The sequence below is a fragment of the Nocardia sp. NPDC049737 genome (assembly GCF_040674755.1).
Taxonomy (GTDB): Bacteria; Actinomycetota; Actinomycetes; order Mycobacteriales; family Mycobacteriaceae; genus Nocardia.
Genome location: NZ_JBFANH010000001.1, coordinates 156,714 through 175,364 on the forward strand (window position 1 = coordinate 156,714; position 18,651 = coordinate 175,364).

14 protein-coding genes and 2 tRNA genes are annotated in these 18,651 nt (G+C 66.0%); 10 read left to right on the forward strand and 6 right to left on the reverse strand.

Annotated features, from left to right (window positions below; translation table 11 throughout):
* The first annotated feature begins 65 nt into the window (after nucleotides 1–65).
* The 3 genes from AB0J47_RS00760 (at nucleotide 66) to AB0J47_RS00770 (ending at nucleotide 3,069) form a co-directional block, all read left to right on the forward strand.
* Complete coding sequence (locus AB0J47_RS00760; protein WP_364338945.1) at nucleotides 66–1,145, forward strand: aromatic ring-hydroxylating dioxygenase subunit alpha; 1,080 nt, start codon at nucleotides 66–68, stop codon at nucleotides 1,143–1,145.
* 181 nt (nucleotides 1,146–1,326) lie between these two features.
* Nucleotides 1,327–2,262, forward strand: coding sequence for a PDR/VanB family oxidoreductase (locus AB0J47_RS00765; RefSeq protein ID WP_364338947.1), 936 nt, complete (start codon nucleotides 1,327–1,329; stop codon nucleotides 2,260–2,262).
* A 24-nt stretch (nucleotides 2,263–2,286) separates the two neighbouring features.
* Nucleotides 2,287–3,069: an alpha/beta hydrolase gene (locus AB0J47_RS00770; protein WP_364338949.1), complete on the forward strand. Its 783-nt coding sequence runs from the start codon at nucleotides 2,287–2,289 to the stop codon at nucleotides 3,067–3,069.
* A 42-nt stretch (nucleotides 3,070–3,111) separates the two neighbouring features.
* Here AB0J47_RS00770 and AB0J47_RS00775 read toward each other — a convergent pair whose 3' ends face one another.
* The gene (locus AB0J47_RS00775; protein ID WP_364338951.1) at nucleotides 3,112–4,065 is read right to left on the reverse strand and encodes a GGDEF domain-containing protein; all 954 of its coding nucleotides are present in this window, start codon (nucleotides 4,063–4,065) and stop codon (nucleotides 3,112–3,114) included.
* A 491-nt stretch (nucleotides 4,066–4,556) separates the two neighbouring features.
* Here AB0J47_RS00775 and AB0J47_RS00780 point away from each other — a divergent pair.
* The 5 genes from AB0J47_RS00780 to AB0J47_RS00800 all read left to right on the forward strand — a co-directional run bounded on the left by AB0J47_RS00780 (nucleotide 4,557) and on the right by AB0J47_RS00800 (nucleotide 8,082).
* Nucleotides 4,557–4,630 (forward strand) — tRNA-Gly (locus AB0J47_RS00780).
* Nucleotides 4,631–4,674: 44 nt separating this feature from the next.
* Nucleotides 4,675–4,748 (forward strand) — tRNA-Pro (locus tag AB0J47_RS00785).
* Nucleotides 4,749–4,943: 195 nt separating this feature from the next.
* On the forward strand, nucleotides 4,944–5,660 hold the full coding sequence (locus AB0J47_RS00790) for a response regulator transcription factor (protein WP_364338953.1): 717 nt from the start codon (nucleotides 4,944–4,946) through the stop codon (nucleotides 5,658–5,660).
* Nucleotides 5,661–5,822: 162 nt separating this feature from the next.
* Nucleotides 5,823–7,322: an ATP-binding protein gene (locus AB0J47_RS00795; RefSeq protein ID WP_364338955.1), complete on the forward strand. Its 1,500-nt coding sequence runs from the start codon at nucleotides 5,823–5,825 to the stop codon at nucleotides 7,320–7,322.
* 364 nt (nucleotides 7,323–7,686) lie between these two features.
* A complete protein-coding gene (locus AB0J47_RS00800; RefSeq protein WP_364338957.1) occupies nucleotides 7,687–8,082 on the forward strand; it encodes a DUF1801 domain-containing protein in 396 nt (131 codons plus the stop codon).
* A 34-nt stretch (nucleotides 8,083–8,116) separates the two neighbouring features.
* Here AB0J47_RS00800 and AB0J47_RS00805 read toward each other — a convergent pair whose 3' ends face one another.
* Nucleotides 8,117–8,818, reverse strand: coding sequence for an NAD(P)H-binding protein (locus tag AB0J47_RS00805; RefSeq protein ID WP_364338959.1), 702 nt, complete (start codon nucleotides 8,816–8,818; stop codon nucleotides 8,117–8,119).
* Nucleotides 8,819–8,916: 98 nt separating this feature from the next.
* Between AB0J47_RS00805 and AB0J47_RS00810 the strand changes: the two genes are divergently transcribed.
* Nucleotides 8,917–9,633: a TetR/AcrR family transcriptional regulator gene (locus tag AB0J47_RS00810; RefSeq protein WP_364338961.1), complete on the forward strand. Its 717-nt coding sequence runs from the start codon at nucleotides 8,917–8,919 to the stop codon at nucleotides 9,631–9,633.
* A 237-nt stretch (nucleotides 9,634–9,870) separates the two neighbouring features.
* On the opposite strand, the gene AB0J47_RS00815 is transcribed toward AB0J47_RS00810, so the two are convergent.
* The gene (locus AB0J47_RS00815) at nucleotides 9,871–11,109 is read right to left on the reverse strand and encodes a serine hydrolase domain-containing protein (RefSeq protein WP_364338963.1); all 1,239 of its coding nucleotides are present in this window, start codon (nucleotides 11,107–11,109) and stop codon (nucleotides 9,871–9,873) included.
* 156 nt (nucleotides 11,110–11,265) lie between these two features.
* Between AB0J47_RS00815 and AB0J47_RS00820 the strand changes: the two genes are divergently transcribed.
* The gene (locus AB0J47_RS00820; RefSeq protein WP_364338965.1) at nucleotides 11,266–11,856 is read left to right on the forward strand and encodes a short chain dehydrogenase; all 591 of its coding nucleotides are present in this window, start codon (nucleotides 11,266–11,268) and stop codon (nucleotides 11,854–11,856) included.
* Between the two features lie 27 nt (nucleotides 11,857–11,883).
* Here the strand turns inward: AB0J47_RS00820 and AB0J47_RS00825 are convergent, their stop codons facing one another.
* Genes AB0J47_RS00825 through AB0J47_RS00835 form a run of 3 tightly spaced genes read right to left on the reverse strand, consistent with a single transcriptional unit; the run spans nucleotide 11,884 to nucleotide 18,512 of the window.
* The gene (locus tag AB0J47_RS00825) at nucleotides 11,884–14,454 is read right to left on the reverse strand and encodes a polynucleotide kinase-phosphatase (protein ID WP_364338967.1); all 2,571 of its coding nucleotides are present in this window, start codon (nucleotides 14,452–14,454) and stop codon (nucleotides 11,884–11,886) included.
* Nucleotides 14,454–15,989 carry a 3' terminal RNA ribose 2'-O-methyltransferase Hen1 gene (locus AB0J47_RS00830; RefSeq protein WP_364338969.1) on the reverse strand — a complete coding sequence of 512 codons (1,536 nt, stop codon included), beginning with the start codon at nucleotides 15,987–15,989 and terminating at the stop codon, nucleotides 14,454–14,456. The genes AB0J47_RS00825 and AB0J47_RS00830 overlap by 1 nt, the downstream gene beginning before the upstream one ends.
* 54 nt (nucleotides 15,990–16,043) lie before the next feature.
* On the reverse strand, nucleotides 16,044–18,512 hold the full coding sequence (locus AB0J47_RS00835) for a phosphoketolase family protein (RefSeq protein WP_364338971.1): 2,469 nt from the start codon (nucleotides 18,510–18,512) through the stop codon (nucleotides 16,044–16,046).
* Between the last annotated feature and the right edge of the window lie 139 nt (nucleotides 18,513–18,651).

Sequence of the window (18,651 nt, forward strand, 5' to 3'; positions counted from 1 at the left end):
CATCGCGCGGCCCACACGATGGACCGCACAGCCCGCCCCCGGGGATCACATTCAGGAGCATTCCGATGAGCCCGACAACCGCAATTGTCCGCAACCAGTGGTATGTGGCCGCCTACGGTCAGGAGATCGGTCGCGACTTGTTCGCGCGCACCATCTGCAACGAGCCACTGGTGTTCTACCGGACCGAGGACGGCGCGGTGGCGGCACTATCCGACCGCTGCATCCACCGCCGCTACCCGCTGTCGCAGTCGCGGCTGGTCGGTGACCGTGTCGTCTGCGGCTATCACGGCTTCACCTACGACCGCACCGGCAGCTGTGTCGCGGTGCCCGCGCAGACCCGCATTCCCCGCAGCGCCCGAGTCGCCTCTTACCCTGTGGTGGAACAGGATTCGTTCGTCTGGGTGTGGATCGGCGACCGCGAGTCGGCCGACCCGGGGGCGATACCGCGCGCACCGTGGCTGGTACAGGACGGCTGGACCACTATCCGCGGCCTGGAGACCATCCGGGCCAGGCATGCGCTGCTGATGGACAATCTGATGGACCTGTCCCACGAAACCTATTTGCACGGCGGCTATATCGGCACCCCAGAGGTCGCGGAGACGCCGATCACCACCGAGGTCGACCAGGCCGCCGGTGTGGTGCGGGTGAGCCGGCACATGGACGATGCCGAATGCCCGCCTTTCTATGCCAATTCGACCGGCATCGCCGGGCGCATCACCCGCTGGCAGGACATCGAGTTCCAGCCACCGTGCCTGTACCGGCTGCACAGTCGCGTCGCGCCGCAGGGCAACTATCCACCCGACGGCTATCTGCCCGGTCACGGCGCCGACGCCGATCTCGGCGCGTTCCACACCGAAATCGTGTACGCCCTCACTCCGGAAACCGCGCATTCGGTACACGACTTCTGGATGGTGGCAAGGGATTTCGCGATCGACGACCAGGACGTGACCGATTACCTGCACAAGAGCAATCACACCGTGGTCATGCAGGACGTGGTGGCGCTGAACCTGGTCGAGGAGGTCATCGCCGCGGAGGAACGCGCCGGAGGCACCTACCAGGAGCTGTCGATCAATATCGACACCGGCGCGCTGGCGGCACGTCGGCTCATCGCCGAGCTCGCCCGGACCGAAACGACCCGAGCATGACCGCCTGTCACCGCGTGCAGTGGTACCCGGGCAGCGATCAACTATTCGGTCGATGCCATTGCGGTGCAACCCATATCGCCGATGACCCGATCGAGATCTGGCAGTGGTTGCTCGCCCACCCCGACGGTCATCACACCCGCGTTGCCGATCCGCAGCCCACGACTCTGGTCGGGACCGGAGCATGACCGCCGAACCGGAATTCGCGGGCACCGTCGCCGACCGCCGCACCCTCGCCGACGGCATCGTCGAACTCACCCTCTCCGTAACCGAGGGGCACGTCCCGAAATGGCAGCCGGGCGCACACATCGACCTGATTCTGCGCCCGGACCTGGTGCGCCAGTATTCGCTGTGCGGCGATCCCGACGACCACGACCGATTGACGGTCGCGGTCCTACGTGAGCCGAACAGCCGTGGTGGATCGGCCTACGTCCACGACCGGCTGACCATGGGCGAGCGCGTGCGAATCCGAAGCCCCCGCAACAACTTCCCGCTTCGAGACGCGCAGCGCTATCGGTTCATCGCCGGTGGTGTCGGTATCACACCGCTGCTGCCGATGATCCGCACCGTCGCGGCCCGCGGTGGCGAATGGAGCCTGCATTACGGCGGCCGTACCCGCGCGAGCATGGCCTACCTACCCGAACTGTCGGCGCTCGGGCCGATCGAGGTGTGGCCGCAGAGCGAGACCGGCCCGCTCGATCTCGACGCCATCCTGTCCAATCCGGATCCGGGAACCCTGGTGTATTGCTGCGGCCCGGAGTCACTGCTGGCGGCCGTCGAAAGCCGCTGCGCCGCAACCTGGCCCGCCGATGCCCTGCACCTCGAGCGGTTCGCACCGAAGCCGACCGAAGTTACTGTCGATTCCGCCTTCGATGTCGAATGCGCGCAATCCGGTGTCACCGTGCACATCCCGGCGAACACCTCCATCCTCGACGCTGTCGAACAGGCCGGCATCGCGGTCTTGTCCTCCTGTCGCGAAGGCACCTGCGGCACCTGCGAGACCGTTGTCCTGGACGGTATTCCGGACCATCGCGACAGCATCCTCACCCCACAGGACACCGACGTGATGATGATCTGCCGCTCACGCGCCCACACCCCGCTTCTCGTCCTGGACATCTAGTCCGACTATCGAAAGGTTCCCGTTATGCCCGTCGTCAGAGTCTCAGATACTGATGTCCACTACTCCGTGGCCGGTGCCGGACCAGGATTGGTCCTCGTCCATGGCACCAGCATGAGTGCCGAATCCAATTTCGGGCACCTCATCGCCGGGTTCAGCGACCGCAACACCGTTGTCACACCCGACTACGCGGGCAGCGGCGGTACCACTGCACCCGAGGGCCGACTGACCCTTGACCTGCTGGTCCAGCAGATCATCGCGGCCATCGAGGACTCCTCGACCGGCCAGGTCGACCTGGTGGGTTTCTCCCTCGGCGCGGTTGTCGCGGCAGCGGTCGCGGGACGGCGTCCAGATCTGGTGCGCAGCCTCGTCCTGGTGGCGGGTTGGGCGGTGACCGAGGATCCCCGGCAACTGCTCGTCCTGCACGGCTGGGCGGCGTCGCTGGAGGCCGGTCCGGAAATGGCCTCCGCATTCGGTCCGCTGCTGGCGTTCAGCCCGGCGTTCCTGAGCGGACTCGGCCACGCGGGTCTGGCGCAATTGCGCGCCACGAAACCCGAACCGGGAACGCTGCGGCAGATCGAGGTGAACCTCGAAGTGGACATCCGGGACGAGCTCAGTCGTATCGCCGCACCGACGTTGGTGATCGGATGCACCCAGGACCAGCTGGTGCCGGTCACCCATGCCCGCGACCTGCATGCCGCGATCCCGAACAGTCGATACGCCGAAATCGATAGCGGCCATGTGGTGTTCTTCGAGAAGCCAGCCGAACTCGTGTCGCTTGTACAAGGTTTCCTGTACCCGGCCAGCTGACTGGACCGGCCCTCTGGGGGTGACCAGAGGGCCGGTATCGGATCAGCCTGCGACGGCCTTGATTTCGGGTTTATCGGAGTCGGCGAGGGCGAAGCGGCGTCCGCCCGCGGTCTTCGCCGAATACATCGCGCGATCGGCGCTACGCAGCAGATCGGTGAAATCACAGGAGTCGCCCGGGGGACAGTAGGCGGTGCCGACACTGGCCGAGACCGGCACCGGACCGGCCGTCGTCCACACCGGATCCTTCAGCGCGGCCACGATCTGACCTGCGATTTCGCCGACGGTCTTGTGCAACGGGTTGGTGGCGAGCACGAATTCGTCACCGCCGTAACGGCAAATGACCGTATCCGGCGGGCAGATCTCGCGCAGTCTGCGGGCCAGTTCGACGAGCACCTCGTCGCCGACGGCATGTCCGTAGTTGTCGTTGATCTGCTTGAACCGGTCCAGGTCGATCAGCAGCAGGCCGACGCCGCGGTTCGGGTCGGCCGTCATCAGCCGCACCTTGTCCTGCAGCAGCGTCCGGTTGGCCAGATCGGTCAGCGCGTCATGGGTGGCTTCGTGCCGCAGCCGATGCTGCAGCGCGGCGATCTCCTGCACCCGCAACGACACCGCGGCCGAAATGTGTTGCTCCTGCTGGGCCAGCGCCCGCTCCTGCAGCGCCTGGGCATAGCTGTCGATGGCCTGACTGGCCACCAGCGGCCAGCGCGTGGCGACCAGCGACCCGGGCGCCCCCGCCGGGAAGCCGAGCAGCCAGCGGGTGGCCTGGGCCAGCATTCTGGTCCGTTCGAACGGAGCCTCGACCAGCCGCGCCCCCAAGTCCCGCGCCGCGGGCACCGGGAAGGGCTCGGACCTGGCCAGCGAAAGTAGCCGCCCGATGATCTCGACCAATACCGGCTGCAACTGTTGTGGTGACGCGTGTGATCCCGGTTCCGCGCAGACCGCACGCGCCCACGCGCCTGCCATCTGCGCTACTGGTGGTTCGACATCCGCAGACATCGCACTCACCCGCCACGGGTGATGTCGGTACCCGGGTGCCCTGTTCCCACACAGGTGCCGGCGTCACCCCGATCGTTCCCACTGCTACGCGGTTGTGTCCACCTCACTTGGTGCACGCTCACCGCCCCCTTTCCAGATACCCCCGTCCGGCAAAAAGGATCCTAGCAAGCCACTCGGCACTGAAAAACGCCGTTTTATAACGAGTTATCGGTCCCTCGCGAATGGCGATCGGGTATGTCATCGCTGTCGCACCGCCGGCGTTACACATCAATTTTGTTCGCCGGGAAGTCGCGGACCGACACGCCGACAGCATGCCGAAAGGGATGTTTCCGGCTCAGTGATAGCGATCGGCTACCGTCGACGGCGGGGATTCGGCGGACAGCGGCCGCGCTGAGCGCTTTAATGGGGGCTGATTGGCGTTTCCGCCGCCCGATTCGGTACAGTCGGTTCGCACACGACATCGTGGCGATCCCATCAGATGTCGTATGCCTGCGGGTGTAGTTCAATGGTAGAACCTCAGCCTTCCAAGCTGATGGTGCGGGTTCGATTCCCGTCACCCGCTCCACGCAGGATTCATCCTCGTCGGCACCGTCTTTCGCCGCGAGGCCACGGGGTGTAGCGCAGCTTGGTAGCGCATCCGCTTTGGGAGCGGAGGGTCGCAGGTTCAAATCCTGTCACCCCGACAAGAGTGCCAGTGTCCACGGACCGGGTTCGGTTGCGGTGGGCCACGTTCCGCGTTTCGCGTGTCACCCTCGGAGGTAGCTCGGCAAGGTGCTGGCGGGATGCGGCAAGGTAGCTGGCATCGCCGGTTCGGGGTGAAATTCCTACGATCCGATCGCTTCCCCGGCCCGTTGGGCGGTGCGGCATAGTGTGTAGCCGTGCCCGACCGTGACACGTCACCGGCCGCGACCGTTCTCGTGGTCGATGATGAGCCCAACATTCTGGACCTGCTCTCCGCCGCGCTGCGGATGAGCGGCTTCGATGTGCATACCGCCGGCAGCGGGTACGCGGCGCTCGCCGAAGCGGCGGCGCATCCGCCGGACATCGTGGTGCTGGACGTGATGCTTCCGGATCTGGACGGCTATGCGGTGGCGCGGCGGCTGCGGGAGACCGACAGTCGGGTACCGGTGCTGTTCCTGACGTCCCGGGACGCGGTCGAGGATCGGATCGCCGGGCTGGCCGCCGGTGGCGACGACTATGTGACCAAGCCGTTCAGCATCGAGGAGGTCCTGCTTCGGCTGCGCGCGATTCTGCGGCGCACCCTCGGCCCGGAGTCCGGCGACGATCGGGTGCTCAGGTACGCGGACCTGGAACTGGATGTCGATGCGCATGCGGCATATCGTGCGGGCACCGAGATCTGGCTGTCGGCCACCGAATTCAGCCTGCTGCAGTATCTGGTGGTCAACGCCGAGAAGGTGGTCAGCAAGCAGCAGATCATCGATCGGGTGTGGAGTGCGGAGACCGGCCGCGACGGACGTGTCGTGGAGACATTCATCAGCCAGCTCCGCCGCAAGGTCGATGCCCGGAATCCGCCGCTGATTCACACGATTCGCGGTGTCGGCTACACGCTGCGGCTCGGCGGCGGACGTTCGTGAGTGAGCGCGGCGAGCGAGCAATCAACACTGCCGGGCATCGCTCGGTCATGGCGGAGCCGAGCGCCAGTGAGGCGCAGTCATGAGTGAGCGCGGCGAGCGAGCAATCAACACTGCCGGGCATCGCTCGGTCATGGCGGAGCCGAGCGCCAGCGAGGCGCAGTCATGAACGAGCGGCGGGTGTGGAATCGGGCTCGCCGGTTGACCTTACGCACCCGGCTGCTGCTGGCCTTGGTCGCGATCGCCGGTATCGGAATGGCTGCCTTCGGCCTGCTCAGCGTGACCATGTTGGATCGCGCGCTGCTCGGCCGAGTAGACGACCAGCTGAATCACGTTGCCAGCGATATGACTTCGACCAAGCGGCCGCCGCCGCCCCCGCCATCCGGCCCGCCGGAGTACGAGCAGTTGCCGTCGGATTTCCGGCTGATGTTCTTCGATGTCGAAGGGCGTCAGATCGGCAAGCTCGGCGCACCGGCCCAGGTGAGCACCGTGCCCGGATTGCCCGCGATGGACGCGGCATCGGTACGCGCCCGCCCCAACAGTGCGTTCACGGTCGGTGACCAGAACAGCGATATCCGTTGGCGGGTGCGCACTGTCGTGCAGCCGGCGACCGAATGGCAGCCCGATGGGGGCACCGTCGCGATCGCGATGTCGCTGGCGACCACCGAGGCGACCACCGGCAACCTCCGCACGATCGAGTTGGTGGCGGGGGCCACGCTGCTGCTCGCCATCTGCGTGATCGCGGCGGTCCTGGTGCGAATCGGCCTGCGACCGCTGACCAGGATCGAGCACACGGCCGAGGCGATCGCGGGCGGGGATCTGGACCGCCGTGTCGCACAGACCGATCCGCATACTGAGGTCGGCAGGCTCGGCACCGCGTTCAATGTGATGGTCACCCGGCTGTCCACGGCACTACGTCAGCTCGCCGATTCCGAGCAGCGGATGCGGGCGTTCATCGCCGACGCCTCCCACGAACTGCGCACCCCGCTGACCTCGGTGCGCGGTTATGCCGAGCTGTATCGGCGCGGTGGTGCGTCGGACGAGGTTGGCGTGCGGGAGATGATGAGCCGGATCGAGGGCGAGGCGATCCGAATGGGTGTGCTCGTCGACGACCTGTTGCTGCTGGCCAAATCCGATCAGGAACGGGCGCTGGATCTGACGGAGGTCGATCTGGTGATGCTCGCGATGGAAGTGGTGCGCGATGCCGCCACCCGAGCTCCGGATCGGGATATCGGTCTGGAGAGTCCGGATGACCCGGTTCGGATCGTCGGTGACGAGCATCGGTTGCGGCAGGTCGTGACGAATCTGGTCACCAATGCGTTGGTGCATACGCCCGTCGAGGCGGCGATCACCGTCACCGTCGGGATCAGAGCCGCGACGGCGTTGATCGATCCGGTCGCCGCCGAAGCGGGTGCGGAACTGCCCGATGGGGCCGAATTCGCGGTACTCGATGTGCACGACGACGGACCCGGCATCGCGCCGGAGAACGCACCGCGCATCTTCGATCGCTTCTACCGGGCCGCCGAATCGCGTTCCCGCACCGGCGGTTCGGGACTCGGTCTCGCGATTGCGGATGCGATCCTGGGGGCGCACGGTGCGCGGATCCAGCTGTTGCGCACACCCGGCGCGGGTGCGACTTTCCGGATCCTTTTCGCCGTTTCCTGATCATCGGCGGGTTCGGCGCGAACGGGTTAAGTTAATGATTGTTCTGGTTTCGGGTAGGAGACGATGTCGTTGCACCGCACCGGCGGTCGCTGCCTGTGGAGGCGGTGTAAGACCAACCCGGCAGTCGTCGGGCGCGGCAGTCGCCGATGAAACTCAGTCGGCGATGAGGTGGTTCACGGGGCGGCCGAGGCGTGAGGTGCCGCATTCGCGTTGGCGGCGAATCACATAGCGCCCCGGAGCGATTGCGCTGGCACCGTGTTCGGGATGGATCAGGTAGGCGACCACGTGGGTGTCGAACCGAGTTGATCATCGGATCGGCAGAAATCGGCCGTGATCAGGTACGGGTTGTGCTTGGATCGGTCGCATGTCCGATCGGAAGGACCCGCGCGTCGACGCCTACATCGAGCCGCTCCCCCAGTGGCAGCAGGCGATCTGTCATGAGGTGCGCGAGTTGGTGCACGCCGCTGATCCCGAGGTCGTCGAGACCATCAAACGCACCGTCCAGCCGTACTTCGTGCTCGACGGCAATATCTGCGCCCTGCTCGCGGCCAAGACCCATGTGAATGTCTTCCTCTACGACGGCGGCATCGTGCCGGACCCCGAGGGCATCATCACCGGCGGCCACGAAAACAAGACCGGGCGCACCGTGGCCATCCACGAGGGCGAAAAGCTCAATGCCCCAGCTCTGCTCGCAATGTTCGAGCAGATCATCGCCAATAACCGCGCGGGTGGTTGGCGCAAGTTGAAACGCGAAAGCTGAACTTCCGCACCGATCATCGGTGCGGAAGCATCCGTCAATAGCCGATTGTGAAGCGCCGCTGGATGAATCGCGGTAGTTCGACCTCATCGAGTAGGGCGACAGCGGCGTCCTCGATGGAGATGCGGCTGTTGCCGTCGGTATCGCGGATCGGCTGGTCGCCGCCGACCCGGTAGCGGCCGGTGCGTTCGCCGGCTGCGATCAATTCGGCCGGGCTGAGGTAGGTCCAGAGTCGGTTCGAGGTGCGCAGGATATCGAGAGCGGCGCGGTGGCCGCGTACGGCTGCGGCGTATTCACGGGGCAGGCCGAGTCCATCGAGGGTATCGGCCAGGCGCCGGTCGTCATCGGCGGTGATCCGGCCGGGCTCGTACTCCAGGCTCCCCGCGCCGCCGACCACGATCAGCCGCGTGCGCGGGTGCGTATGCAGCGCATCGAGCAGTGAACGCGCGGCACTCGCGTAGACCGTCGGATCGGCGATGGAGCGTGCGACGGTGTCATCGAAATCGGCTGCCGCGTTTCCGGGTTGGTAGCAGCTGATAAGGACGTCCATGCCGGGGAGGGCCGCGGCAATGGCCGCGCTGTCGAAGATGTCGAGGCTGCGCCAGTTGACGTTCGGCTGGCTGGTGGTGATCTGGCCGGCGTCCCTGGTGAACGCCGTGACGTGGTGGCCGCGGGCGACCGCCTCGGTGAGTACTCGCTGGCCGATATTGCCGGTCGCGCCGACTACTCCGATGAACATGGTTCTCCTCCTACTGATTGATACGGTGTGTATAAACTATACGGCGTGAAGTTTTTGAGCAACGTCTAGTTTTCTCACGCCGCTGTAGAGTTGCCGCCGTGGGCACTGCGACGCCGAGCCGGCGGGAGTTACGACGCTCCGAGACGACAGCGGAGATCAAGCAGGTCGCGCTCCGGTTGATGGCCGAGGGCGGACCGGGCGCTATCACACTGCGGGCGATCGCGCGCGAAATGGGCATGACCGCCAACGCGGTCTACAGCTACTTCCCGACCCGCGACGACCTGATCACCGCGCTGATCAACGATGTGTACTCCGAACTGGCCGATGCGGTCGAGGCTGCCCGCGATGCCCGACCCGCCGCCGACGCTTCGGGGCGAATCCTCGCGTGGGCCTGTGCATTTCGCGATTGGTCCGTGGCGAATCCGGCTGGTTTCCGCCTCATCTACGGCGATCCCGTGCCCAACTACCAGGCTCCTGAGGGCGGTGCGGCCCCGGACGCGGAACACCGAGTGTGCGCCGGTCTGACCGGCTTGGCCGCAGGCGCGTGGCCGCACGCCGAAAACTTCTACGCGGACAATGGTTTCGAGTGGTCGGACTTCGAACCGAAACTCGTCGAAGAGGTCAAGGCGGAGTTCCCCGGCCTACCTCCCGCCGCCGTCGCGATCGCCCTGCGCATCTGGGGCCACCTGCACGGCCTGGTCTCCCTGGAAATCCTCGGACATCTGCGCTCCCAGACCACCGATCCGGAAAAGCTCTACCGCAACGAAATCCGCCACCTCATCCGTTCACTGGGATTGCGGCCACCCGAGCATTGAGCCCGGTCGTGGCTCCGGGCTGCTGGGCGCCGACACGGTTGTGCTGCCGTTTCTGGCGGCCTTCCTGATCGGCTCGCGCTGCCAGTCGGACATACGGACTGGACTATTCGGCCGACCGTTGCGTTCTGTGTTGTCGCGGTGGCCGCGGCGATCCGCGAGGTGTAGGCGCGTGGCTTCGCATCGGTGTCGAGCCCGCGGACCGATCGCCCGCGATCGCCGGCGCTCGCTGGTGCGGTATCAACTGGCGGCGCGAGTGCCGTTCAGCGTGTCGGCAGCCGGATCGCCGATGGCCACGCGGGCGGCGCGCTCGCTGAGCGCGGCGAGGAAGGGGAGGCGGGCGTCGCCGAGGGACATGGCGTGGTTGCCCAAATGGTTGGTGACGAAACCGATGCCCAGGCCGAGACCGGGATTGGCGATACCGCCAGAGCCGCCGATGCCGAAGTGACCGAGGGCTTGGCGGGTGAGGCGGGTTCCGACGATGGCGCGGTGGTAGCCGAGTGCGAAATGCGGTGGTGCGCCGAGGACGTAGTCGTAGCGGCTGTTCGGCGGCATTTCCGCGATGCGCCGCGTGGTTTCGGGACGGAGCAGGCGGCGGTGGCCGACCAAGCCGTCATTGGCGATTGCGCCGTACATCTTGGCGATGGCACGGGCGGTGAACACGCCGTTCCAGCCCGGCATCATCGCATCGTAGGGTCGCATGCCGAGGGTCATATCGGCCCAGCCGTCGTAGACCGCGCCGCGGGCGGAGTTCATCATCTTCACTGGGGCGAACGGTGCGATGAGCGTGTCGAACGGGACCCTGGCGATGCCGAGGCGAGGCGAGAGCCGAGCAAGTCGCTGCCGCTGATTCTCGGGTACGCCGAACCAGAAATCATTGTCGCCCAGTGGATCTCGAAGTTCGCTGCGGACGAGGTCGATGAAGTCGCGGCCGGTGGCGCGCTGCGCGATTTCCGCGACCAGGGTGCCGAAGGTCAGGCCGTGATATCCGGAAGCCCGCAGCCGCAATGGATCCGGCGCGGATGCGGCCATCGCGGTGGCCACGGCATCGTGGTCGAGCAGATCGTCCGAATCGGCGACCAGACCGCGGGTGCGCTGCATTCCGGCGCGATGGTTCAGCACCTCGCGGATCGTAATATTGCCCTTGCCCTGCGCCGCGAATGCCGGCCAATAGTCCGCCACCGCCGCGTCCAACTCGAGCACACCACGCTCGATCAGCCGATGCGCGACTGTCGCGGTGACACCCTTACCGGTCGAATAGGACAGTGCCATGGAATCGGCTCGCCACCGCCGGTCGCTATCTGCCCACCCTGCCCAGATATCGAGCACCGGCTCTCCGTGGAGGTACACCGCCAGCGCGCCGCCGCCCTGGCTCTTCCGCCGGAACATCGAAAGGAACTTGGCCGCGACGGTGGTGAATCGATCGTCGACCAGCATGTGGCCGGGCACGCCCGCGCCATCGGTGCTCGCAGCTGGCATGGTCAGACTCCTTTGTCTGTCAGATAACGCCACACAGGCTGCTGCTAACAGTTGCAAGCAGCCTGCTAACTTACTGTAACCAGCGTTACGCGATAGATGCAATGGCACGCACCGGTGGGCGGAATAGCGCGCGGCCCGACGAGGTTTGGCTGACCCGTGAAGATTGTTGTGATCGGTGCTACCGGAACCATCGGCTCGGCCCTCGTCGACGCCCTCGAGGCGAACCCGGATCATCAGGTTGTTCGCGCTTCGCGGCGCGGACCGGTCCAGATCGACCTGGCCGATCCGGTGTCGATCGCCGCGTTGTTCGATGCGGTGGACAATATCGACGCGGTCGTCGCCGTAGCCGCCAGCGGCCAACTCGCAGAACTCGCCGACTCGACCGACAACGAGTACTTCCTCGGCCTGGAAGGCAAATTCCTAGGCCAAATTCACCTGGTCCGCCACGCTATCCGGCACCTCAATGACTCCGGATCCATCACGCTGACCAATGGCATCTCGACCTTCTCCGAGCCGGGCCTGTCCTTCGCGGCTGCGGTCAATGCGGGTCTCGGCGGCTTCGTGCCCGCGGCGGCGCTGGAACTGCCGCGCGGAATCCGCTTGAATTCGGTGAGTCCGGGCTGGATCTCGGAGACCCTCACCGCACTCGGGCGTAACGGTTCTGCGGGCACTCCGGTGGCCGATGTTGTCCGGGCCTATGTGGAGCTGATCGAGGGATCTGCCCACGGCCGGGTGGTCGAGCCATGACCAGGTACCGGCCGCGGGGGTGATCCTTCACAGGCGTGGGTCGACCGGCTCCGATTCGAGGGCGAGGACCGCGAACACCGCTTCGTGCACGCGCCACAGCGGTTCACCTGCGACGAAACGGTCCAGCGCTTCCAGGCCCAGCGCATACTCGCGCAGCGCCATTGAGCGCTTGCGGCCCAGACCGCGGGTGCGCAACCTGTGTAGGTTGTTGTCGCGCAGGTACTCCGGGCCGTAAATGATCCGGAGGTATTCGGGGCCTCGGCATTTCACGCCCGGCTGAACCAGGTGGTCGCCTTCGTTACGGACCATCGCGGCGTACGGCTTCACCACCATGCCCTCGCCGCCCGCCGTGGTCAGCTCGGTCCACCAGCTGGTGGCGGCGGCTTCGCTGTCCGGATCGGTCAGATCGACGATCGTTCGGCCGGTCGGGGTGAACAGGTCGGGATCGGCGGCGACCAGCCGGTCGGCCGTCGATAAATGCCAATCATGATCGCGCACTGCGTAATTGATTCCCGAGCCCGCCAGGATCTGGAACGGTGCGATGCGCAGACCGGCCAAGCCGTCGACTTGCCAGCAGTAGCGGCCGTAGGCGGTGGTGAAGGCCGCCGCGTCGGTCTTGCGCGCGGCGGTGCGGTTCGCGAGATCGGTTACATCCAAGCCGCGAGCTGCGACGTCGGCAAGCAGATCGGTCGCGGTGCCGAGTGCCGCACGGGCGGCCGCACCGACGGCGGCGTACTGATTGCGCAGCAAGCCAACGGCTTTGGCCGACCACGGCATCAGCTCGGTATCGAGCAGCAGCCATTCGGTGTTCAGTTCATCGAACAGGCCCGCCGTTTCGGCCGCGGTACGAACCCGGGCGAGCAGCTCCTCGGTCTGCGCGGTGTCGTCGAAGAACGGACGCCCGGTGCGGGTGTAGAGCGCGCCGGTACTGCCGTCATCGACACCGAACCGATCGGCCGCGGCCTGCGCTGAGCGTGTCACGAGGACGATTGCGCGCGAGCCCATATGCTTCTCCTCGCACACCACGCGCCGCACACCTTCGGACCGGTAGTAGTCGAAGGCTTCGGCGGGATGTTCGAGGTAGCCGTCCAGCTGGGTGGTCGCACAAGGCGCCATGGTCGGCGGTAGGTACACCAGCCAGCGCGGGTCGACGGCGAAGCGGCTCATCACTTCCAATGCGGCCCCGGCGTTTTCCTCCTGCACGCCGACGCGGCCGTGCTGCCGGGTTTCCACCACGCGGCGGCCCATCACATCGTCCAGATCGAGCACGCCGGGATCGCGATGCACCACACCGTCGGGCGTCGCGATGGTAGTGGCCTGCAGCGGACGTACCGGTTCGTACCAAACCCGTTCGGCCGGAACCGAAACCGGCACGCGCTCCGGATACCGCAGAGCCGAGAGCTTGCCACCGAAGACGACCCCGGTATCCAGGCACAGAGTGTTGTTCACCCAGCGCAGATCGGTGACCGGCGTGTGGCCGTACAGCACGGTGGCGCGACCGCGATAATCCTCGGCCCATGGATAACGCACCGGCAGACCGTATTCGTCTGTCTCCCCGGTGGATTCGCCGTACATCGCGAAGGCGCGAACCCGCCCCGAAGCGCGCCCGTGGTACTCCTGCTTGAGCCCGGCGTGCGCGACCACCAGTCGGCCGTCGTCGAGCACATAGTGGCTGATCAGGCCACGGCAGAAGTCCAGCGCCGCCTTGCGAAAATCCTCGTCCTCGGCCTCCAATTGGGCCAGTGATTCCGCGAGTCCGTGCGCGATACGCACCTTCTGGCCGTCGAGTGCGCGCACCAGCTTGTTCTCATGATTTCCGGTGACGCACAACGCAGTTCCCGCGCGCACCATCCCCATGACGAGTCGGAGCACACCCGGCGTATCCGGCCCGCGATCGACCAGATCGCCGACGAATACCGCGGTTCGCCCGGCCGGGTGACTCGCGCCGACGGCCCGGCCGGCGTCGTCACGCGCTAGGTCGTAGCCGAGTTCGCCCAGCAGCGTTTCCAATTCGGTGCGGCAGCCGTGTACGTCGCCGATCACATCGAACGGCCCCGTGAGCTCACGCTTGTCGTTCCATGCCTTTTCGTCGACGATGGTCGCCGAGTCGATCTCCTCGACACCGCGCAGTATGTACACCTTCCGGAAGCCCTCGCGTTCCAGACCGCGCATGCCCCGGCGCAGTTCGCGCTGCTGCCGGGACACCACGTGCCTGGGCAGGTGCGACCGGTCGGGACGTTGCGTATTGCGTTCGAAGCACACGCCATCCGGGACGTCGAGCACGATCGCTACCGGCAGCACATCGTGCGCTCGCGCCACCGCGATCAGCTCCTGACGCGCCTTGGGCTGCACATTGGTGGCGTCGATAACGGTGCGTAGGCCGCGCCGCAGCCGGATACCGGCGATGTGGTGCAGCAATGCGAAGGCGTCCGGCGTCGACGACTGATCGTTCTCGTCATCGCTGACAGTCCCGCGACACGCATCCGAGGACACGATCGCGGTCTGCCGAAAGTGCTTGCGTGCGAACGTCGATTTGCCCGATCCGGTACTGCCGATCAGCACGACGAGGGAGAGCTCCGGGACGGATAGCTCGGTCATTACGCGGCTCCTCTCGTACTGCTATCGGTCGCGGCCTTCGTGAACAGGGCCAGCTGGGTGGGCGGGCCGAATTCGGGATGTTCGACACCGACGGGCACCAAGCGCACCGTGTACCCGTACCGTTCGGCCACGCGAGACCCCCAGTCCGCGAATTCCGCACGGGTCCACTCGAATCGGTGATCGGAGTGCCGGAATTTGCCCGCGGGCAGCGTCTCGTACACCACATTGTGCTCCGCATTCGGCGTCGTTACTACCACGGAACCCGGTGCGGCCGAACCGAATACGGAGGATTCGAGCGCACCCAACCGCGGCTCGTCGATGTGCTCGACGACCTCCATCAGTACGGCAGCGTCATAGCCGCGCAGGCGCGCATCGGTATACGTCAACGCCCCCTGCAGCAACGTCAACCGCTGCGCCACCCGCTCCGGCATCCGATCCAGCCGCAACCGCCGCTTGGTGATATTCAACGCTCGCATCGATACGTCGACACCGACGACTTCGGTAAAGGCCTTGTCGACCAGTAGTTCTCGCAACAATGCCCCCTCGCCGCAGCCCAGATCGAGCACCCGATGTGCCCCGACCTCCCGCAGCGCGGCCAGGACCGCCGCCCGCCGCATCACCGCCAACGACGGTGCACGCTCTTCGCTATCGGCTACCGGCGCAGCCTCCGTCGACGCGGGGGATTCCACGGCGATCTCGGTTGCTACGGCCGCGCCATTTTCAGCGGGCTCGTCCGCCCCGTCGACCCCCTCCTCGACCGCATCGAGCTCCTCGGCCTCGACATCGTCCACCTCGGCCAACCGCGCCAGCGCGGTCCGCACCAGCGACTGACGGCGCGCTAAGTACCGCCGCGTGATCCAGCTCCGTTCCGGATGCTCGGCCAACCACCCGGCCCCCGCGCGAATCAGCTTGTCGACCTCGTCTGCGGCCAGCCAGTAGTGCTTGGCCCCATCGAGCACCGGCAGCAGGACATACAGGTGCGCGAGTGCGTCGGCAAGGCGGATGGTTCCGGTGAGTTCCAGTCGTACGTAATGCGAATCGCCCCACTCCGGAAAGGCCGGATCGAGGGGGAGTGGTTCAGCGATCACGGTCCAGCCCAGCGGTGCGAAGACCCGCTCGGCCGCTTCCGGGCCGCCCTTGCACGGCACCGCGGGCAATGCGATCCGCAACGGCAGCGCGGTCTGCGCCAATCCCGGCCGTTGATCGCAGCGTCCGTGCAGTGCGGTGCGGAATACCGCGCCGAGCGCCACCGACAGCAGCGACGACGCCGCATACGGCCGATCGTTGACATACTGTCCGAGACTGAAATCCGGTGTGCTGCGCGAGCGCCCGCGCACCAATCGGATCGGATCCACCTCCAAGAGCAGCGCCGCGGTACAGCGCGCCGCGGTCGCCTCCGAGTACATCACATGCGCGGTGCCGTAGGACTGCTCGAACGCCTGCACTCGGTCCGGGTTCTTATGCAGCAAGAAGCCCAGATCGGTCGCGGGCCAAGCCGCGCCTTCCGGCGGTGTGCAGGTGATCGTCAACAGCATCTTGCGATCGTCGCCGAGCCGCACACCGCACGCAAGGAAGTTTCGCGGGCCTTATCAGAGACTGAGGTTCGGCCAGGTCCAGTTCGCGACCGCCGGAATGTCCTCGCCGTGTTCTCGAGTCCAGGCACGGGCATTCCAGCGTGCGTCGACCATCTCCTGCCGCAGTCCCGCCGCCTTCTCCCGCAGGGTCGGCACCCGATCGATCACATCCATGACCAGGTGGTATCGGTCCAGATCGTTGAGCATTACCATATCGAAAGGTGTTGTCGTGGTGCCCTTTTCTTTGTATCCGCGCACATGCAGCTCACTGTGGTTGGTGCGCCGGTAGGTGAGTCGATGGATCAACCACGGGTATCCGTGGAATGCGAAGATCACCGGTCGGTCCCGGGTGAACAGCGAGTCGAACTCGCTGTCGGACAGGCCGTGCGGATGTTCGTCGGATGGTTGCAGCCGCATCAGGTCGACCACATTCACCACTCGCATACGCAGTTCCGGCAGACGCGCACGCAGAATCGCCGCCGCCGCGAGCGTTTCCAGCGTCGGTACATCCCCGGCACAGGCGAGCACGACATCGGGCGTGGTGCCCGGATCGTCGTTCTGTCCGGCCCAGCCCCAGATTCCGGCGCCGCGCGCGCAGTGCACGGCGGCATCGGAAACCGAAAGCCAGTCCGCTTGTGGCTGTTTCCCGGCGACCACCACATTGACGTAGTGCCGTGAACGCAGACAGTGATCGTAGGTCGACAGCAGCGTATTCGCGTCCGGCGGCAGATACACTCGCACGATCGATGGCTTCTTGTTCAGCACCACATCGAGGAATCCGGGATCCTGATGGGTGAATCCATTGTGGTCCTGTCGCCAAACATGTGATGACAGAAGGTAATTCAAGCTCGCGATGGGTCGCCGCCACGGTACCGCCGCACTCGCGTCCAACCATTTGGCATGCTGGTTGAACATCGCGTCGATGATGTGGATGAATGCCTCGTAGCAGGTGAACACCCCGTGCCTGCCGGTCAGCAGATAGCCCTCGAGCAGCCCTTGGCACATATGCTCGGACAGCACCTCGATCACCCGTCCAATGCGGTCGAGATCCACATCGAAGTCGCCGATTTCGGCCTGCCAGTTACGGCCGGTGACCTGCAGAATGTCCTGCAGTCGATTGCTCGCCAATTCGTCGGGGGCGAAGGTCAGGAAGTTGTTCGTATTGCGCGCGGTGACGTCGCGCAGCCAGGCGCCGAGCACCCGGGTCGCCTCGTGCTGGGTCGCTCCCGGCTCGCGCACCTCGACGCCGTAGGACCGCCAATCGGGCAGCCGCAGATCCCGAACGAGCATGCCCCCGTTGGCAATTGGATTCGCGCTCAGGCGTCGATCGCCGTCCGGCACCAGGTCGAGCAGCTCCGTGACCGGCCTGCCCGACTCATCGAAGAGCTGCTCCGGCTGATAGGACCGCAACCACTGTTCGAGCACGGCCCGATGCGCATCATCGGTGCGCGCACCCGCCAATGGCACCTGATGTGCCCGGAAAGTCCCCTCGACCGGATCGCCGTCGACCACCGGCGGGCAGGTCCACCCCTTCGGTGTGCGCAGCACGATCATCGGCCAGCTCGGGCGCACCCCATCGGTCCCTGTGCGTGCGGCCCGCTGAATCTCGGTGATGCGATCCAGGGCGGTGTCCACGGCAGTGGCCATCTCCTGATGGACGGCCGCGGGGTCGCTGCCCGAGACGACGATCGGCTCGTAGCCGTATCCGCGCATCAGCGACAGCAATTCGGATTCCGGAATGCGCGCAAGGATGGTCGGATTGGCGATCTTGTACTGATTCAACGCGAGAATCGGCAGCACCGCGCCGTCGCGCATCGGGTTGAGGAATTTATTGGCGTGCCAGCTGGTGGCCAGCGGTCCTGTCTCCGCCTCACCGTCGCCGACCACACAGAACACCGTCAGATCCGGATTGTCCAGCGCCGCCCCGAACGCGTGCAACAGCGAATAACCGAGCTCGCCGCCCTCGTGGAAGGAACCCGGCGTCTCCGGCGCACAGTGACTCGGCACTCCGCCGGGGAAGGAGAACTGTGCGAACAGCGCGCCCATCCCCGGCTCGTCCTGCGGCACATGGCTGTACAGCTCGGAGTACGTCCCCTCCAACCAGGCGCAGGCATTCGGTCCCGGCCCGCCGTGACCTGGCCCGGCCACGAAGACCGCGTCGAGATCGCGCTGCCGAATCGCCCGATTGGCGTGCACCCAGACCAGATTCAGGCCGGGCACGGTGCCGAAATGTCCGAGCAACCGCGGTTTGATGTGCTCGGCCCGCAGCGGTTCGCGCAGCAGCGGATTGCTCATCAGATAGATCTGGCCCACCGCCAGATAGTTCGCGGCCCGCCACCACGCGTCGAGCGTTTCCAGTTCCGCGCGCTCGAGCGGCCCTGGCACTTCCGCGAGCCGATACGGTTGCGGCGCGACGGTCGCACCGCCGCCGCTTTCGACATTGTCGGCCGAGGTATCGCCCCCGACACTGGCCATCTGGGTCATGCGCCGACTCTCCTCACTCGGGCATCGGCGGCGGCACCTGGAGGGACCGCCGGTTACCGGGTCCTGCACGGTTGCCGACGTTGGATTGATAACGCCGGATGGAGAATTCACAGCCAGCCTACCCACGTGTGTCCGTGTC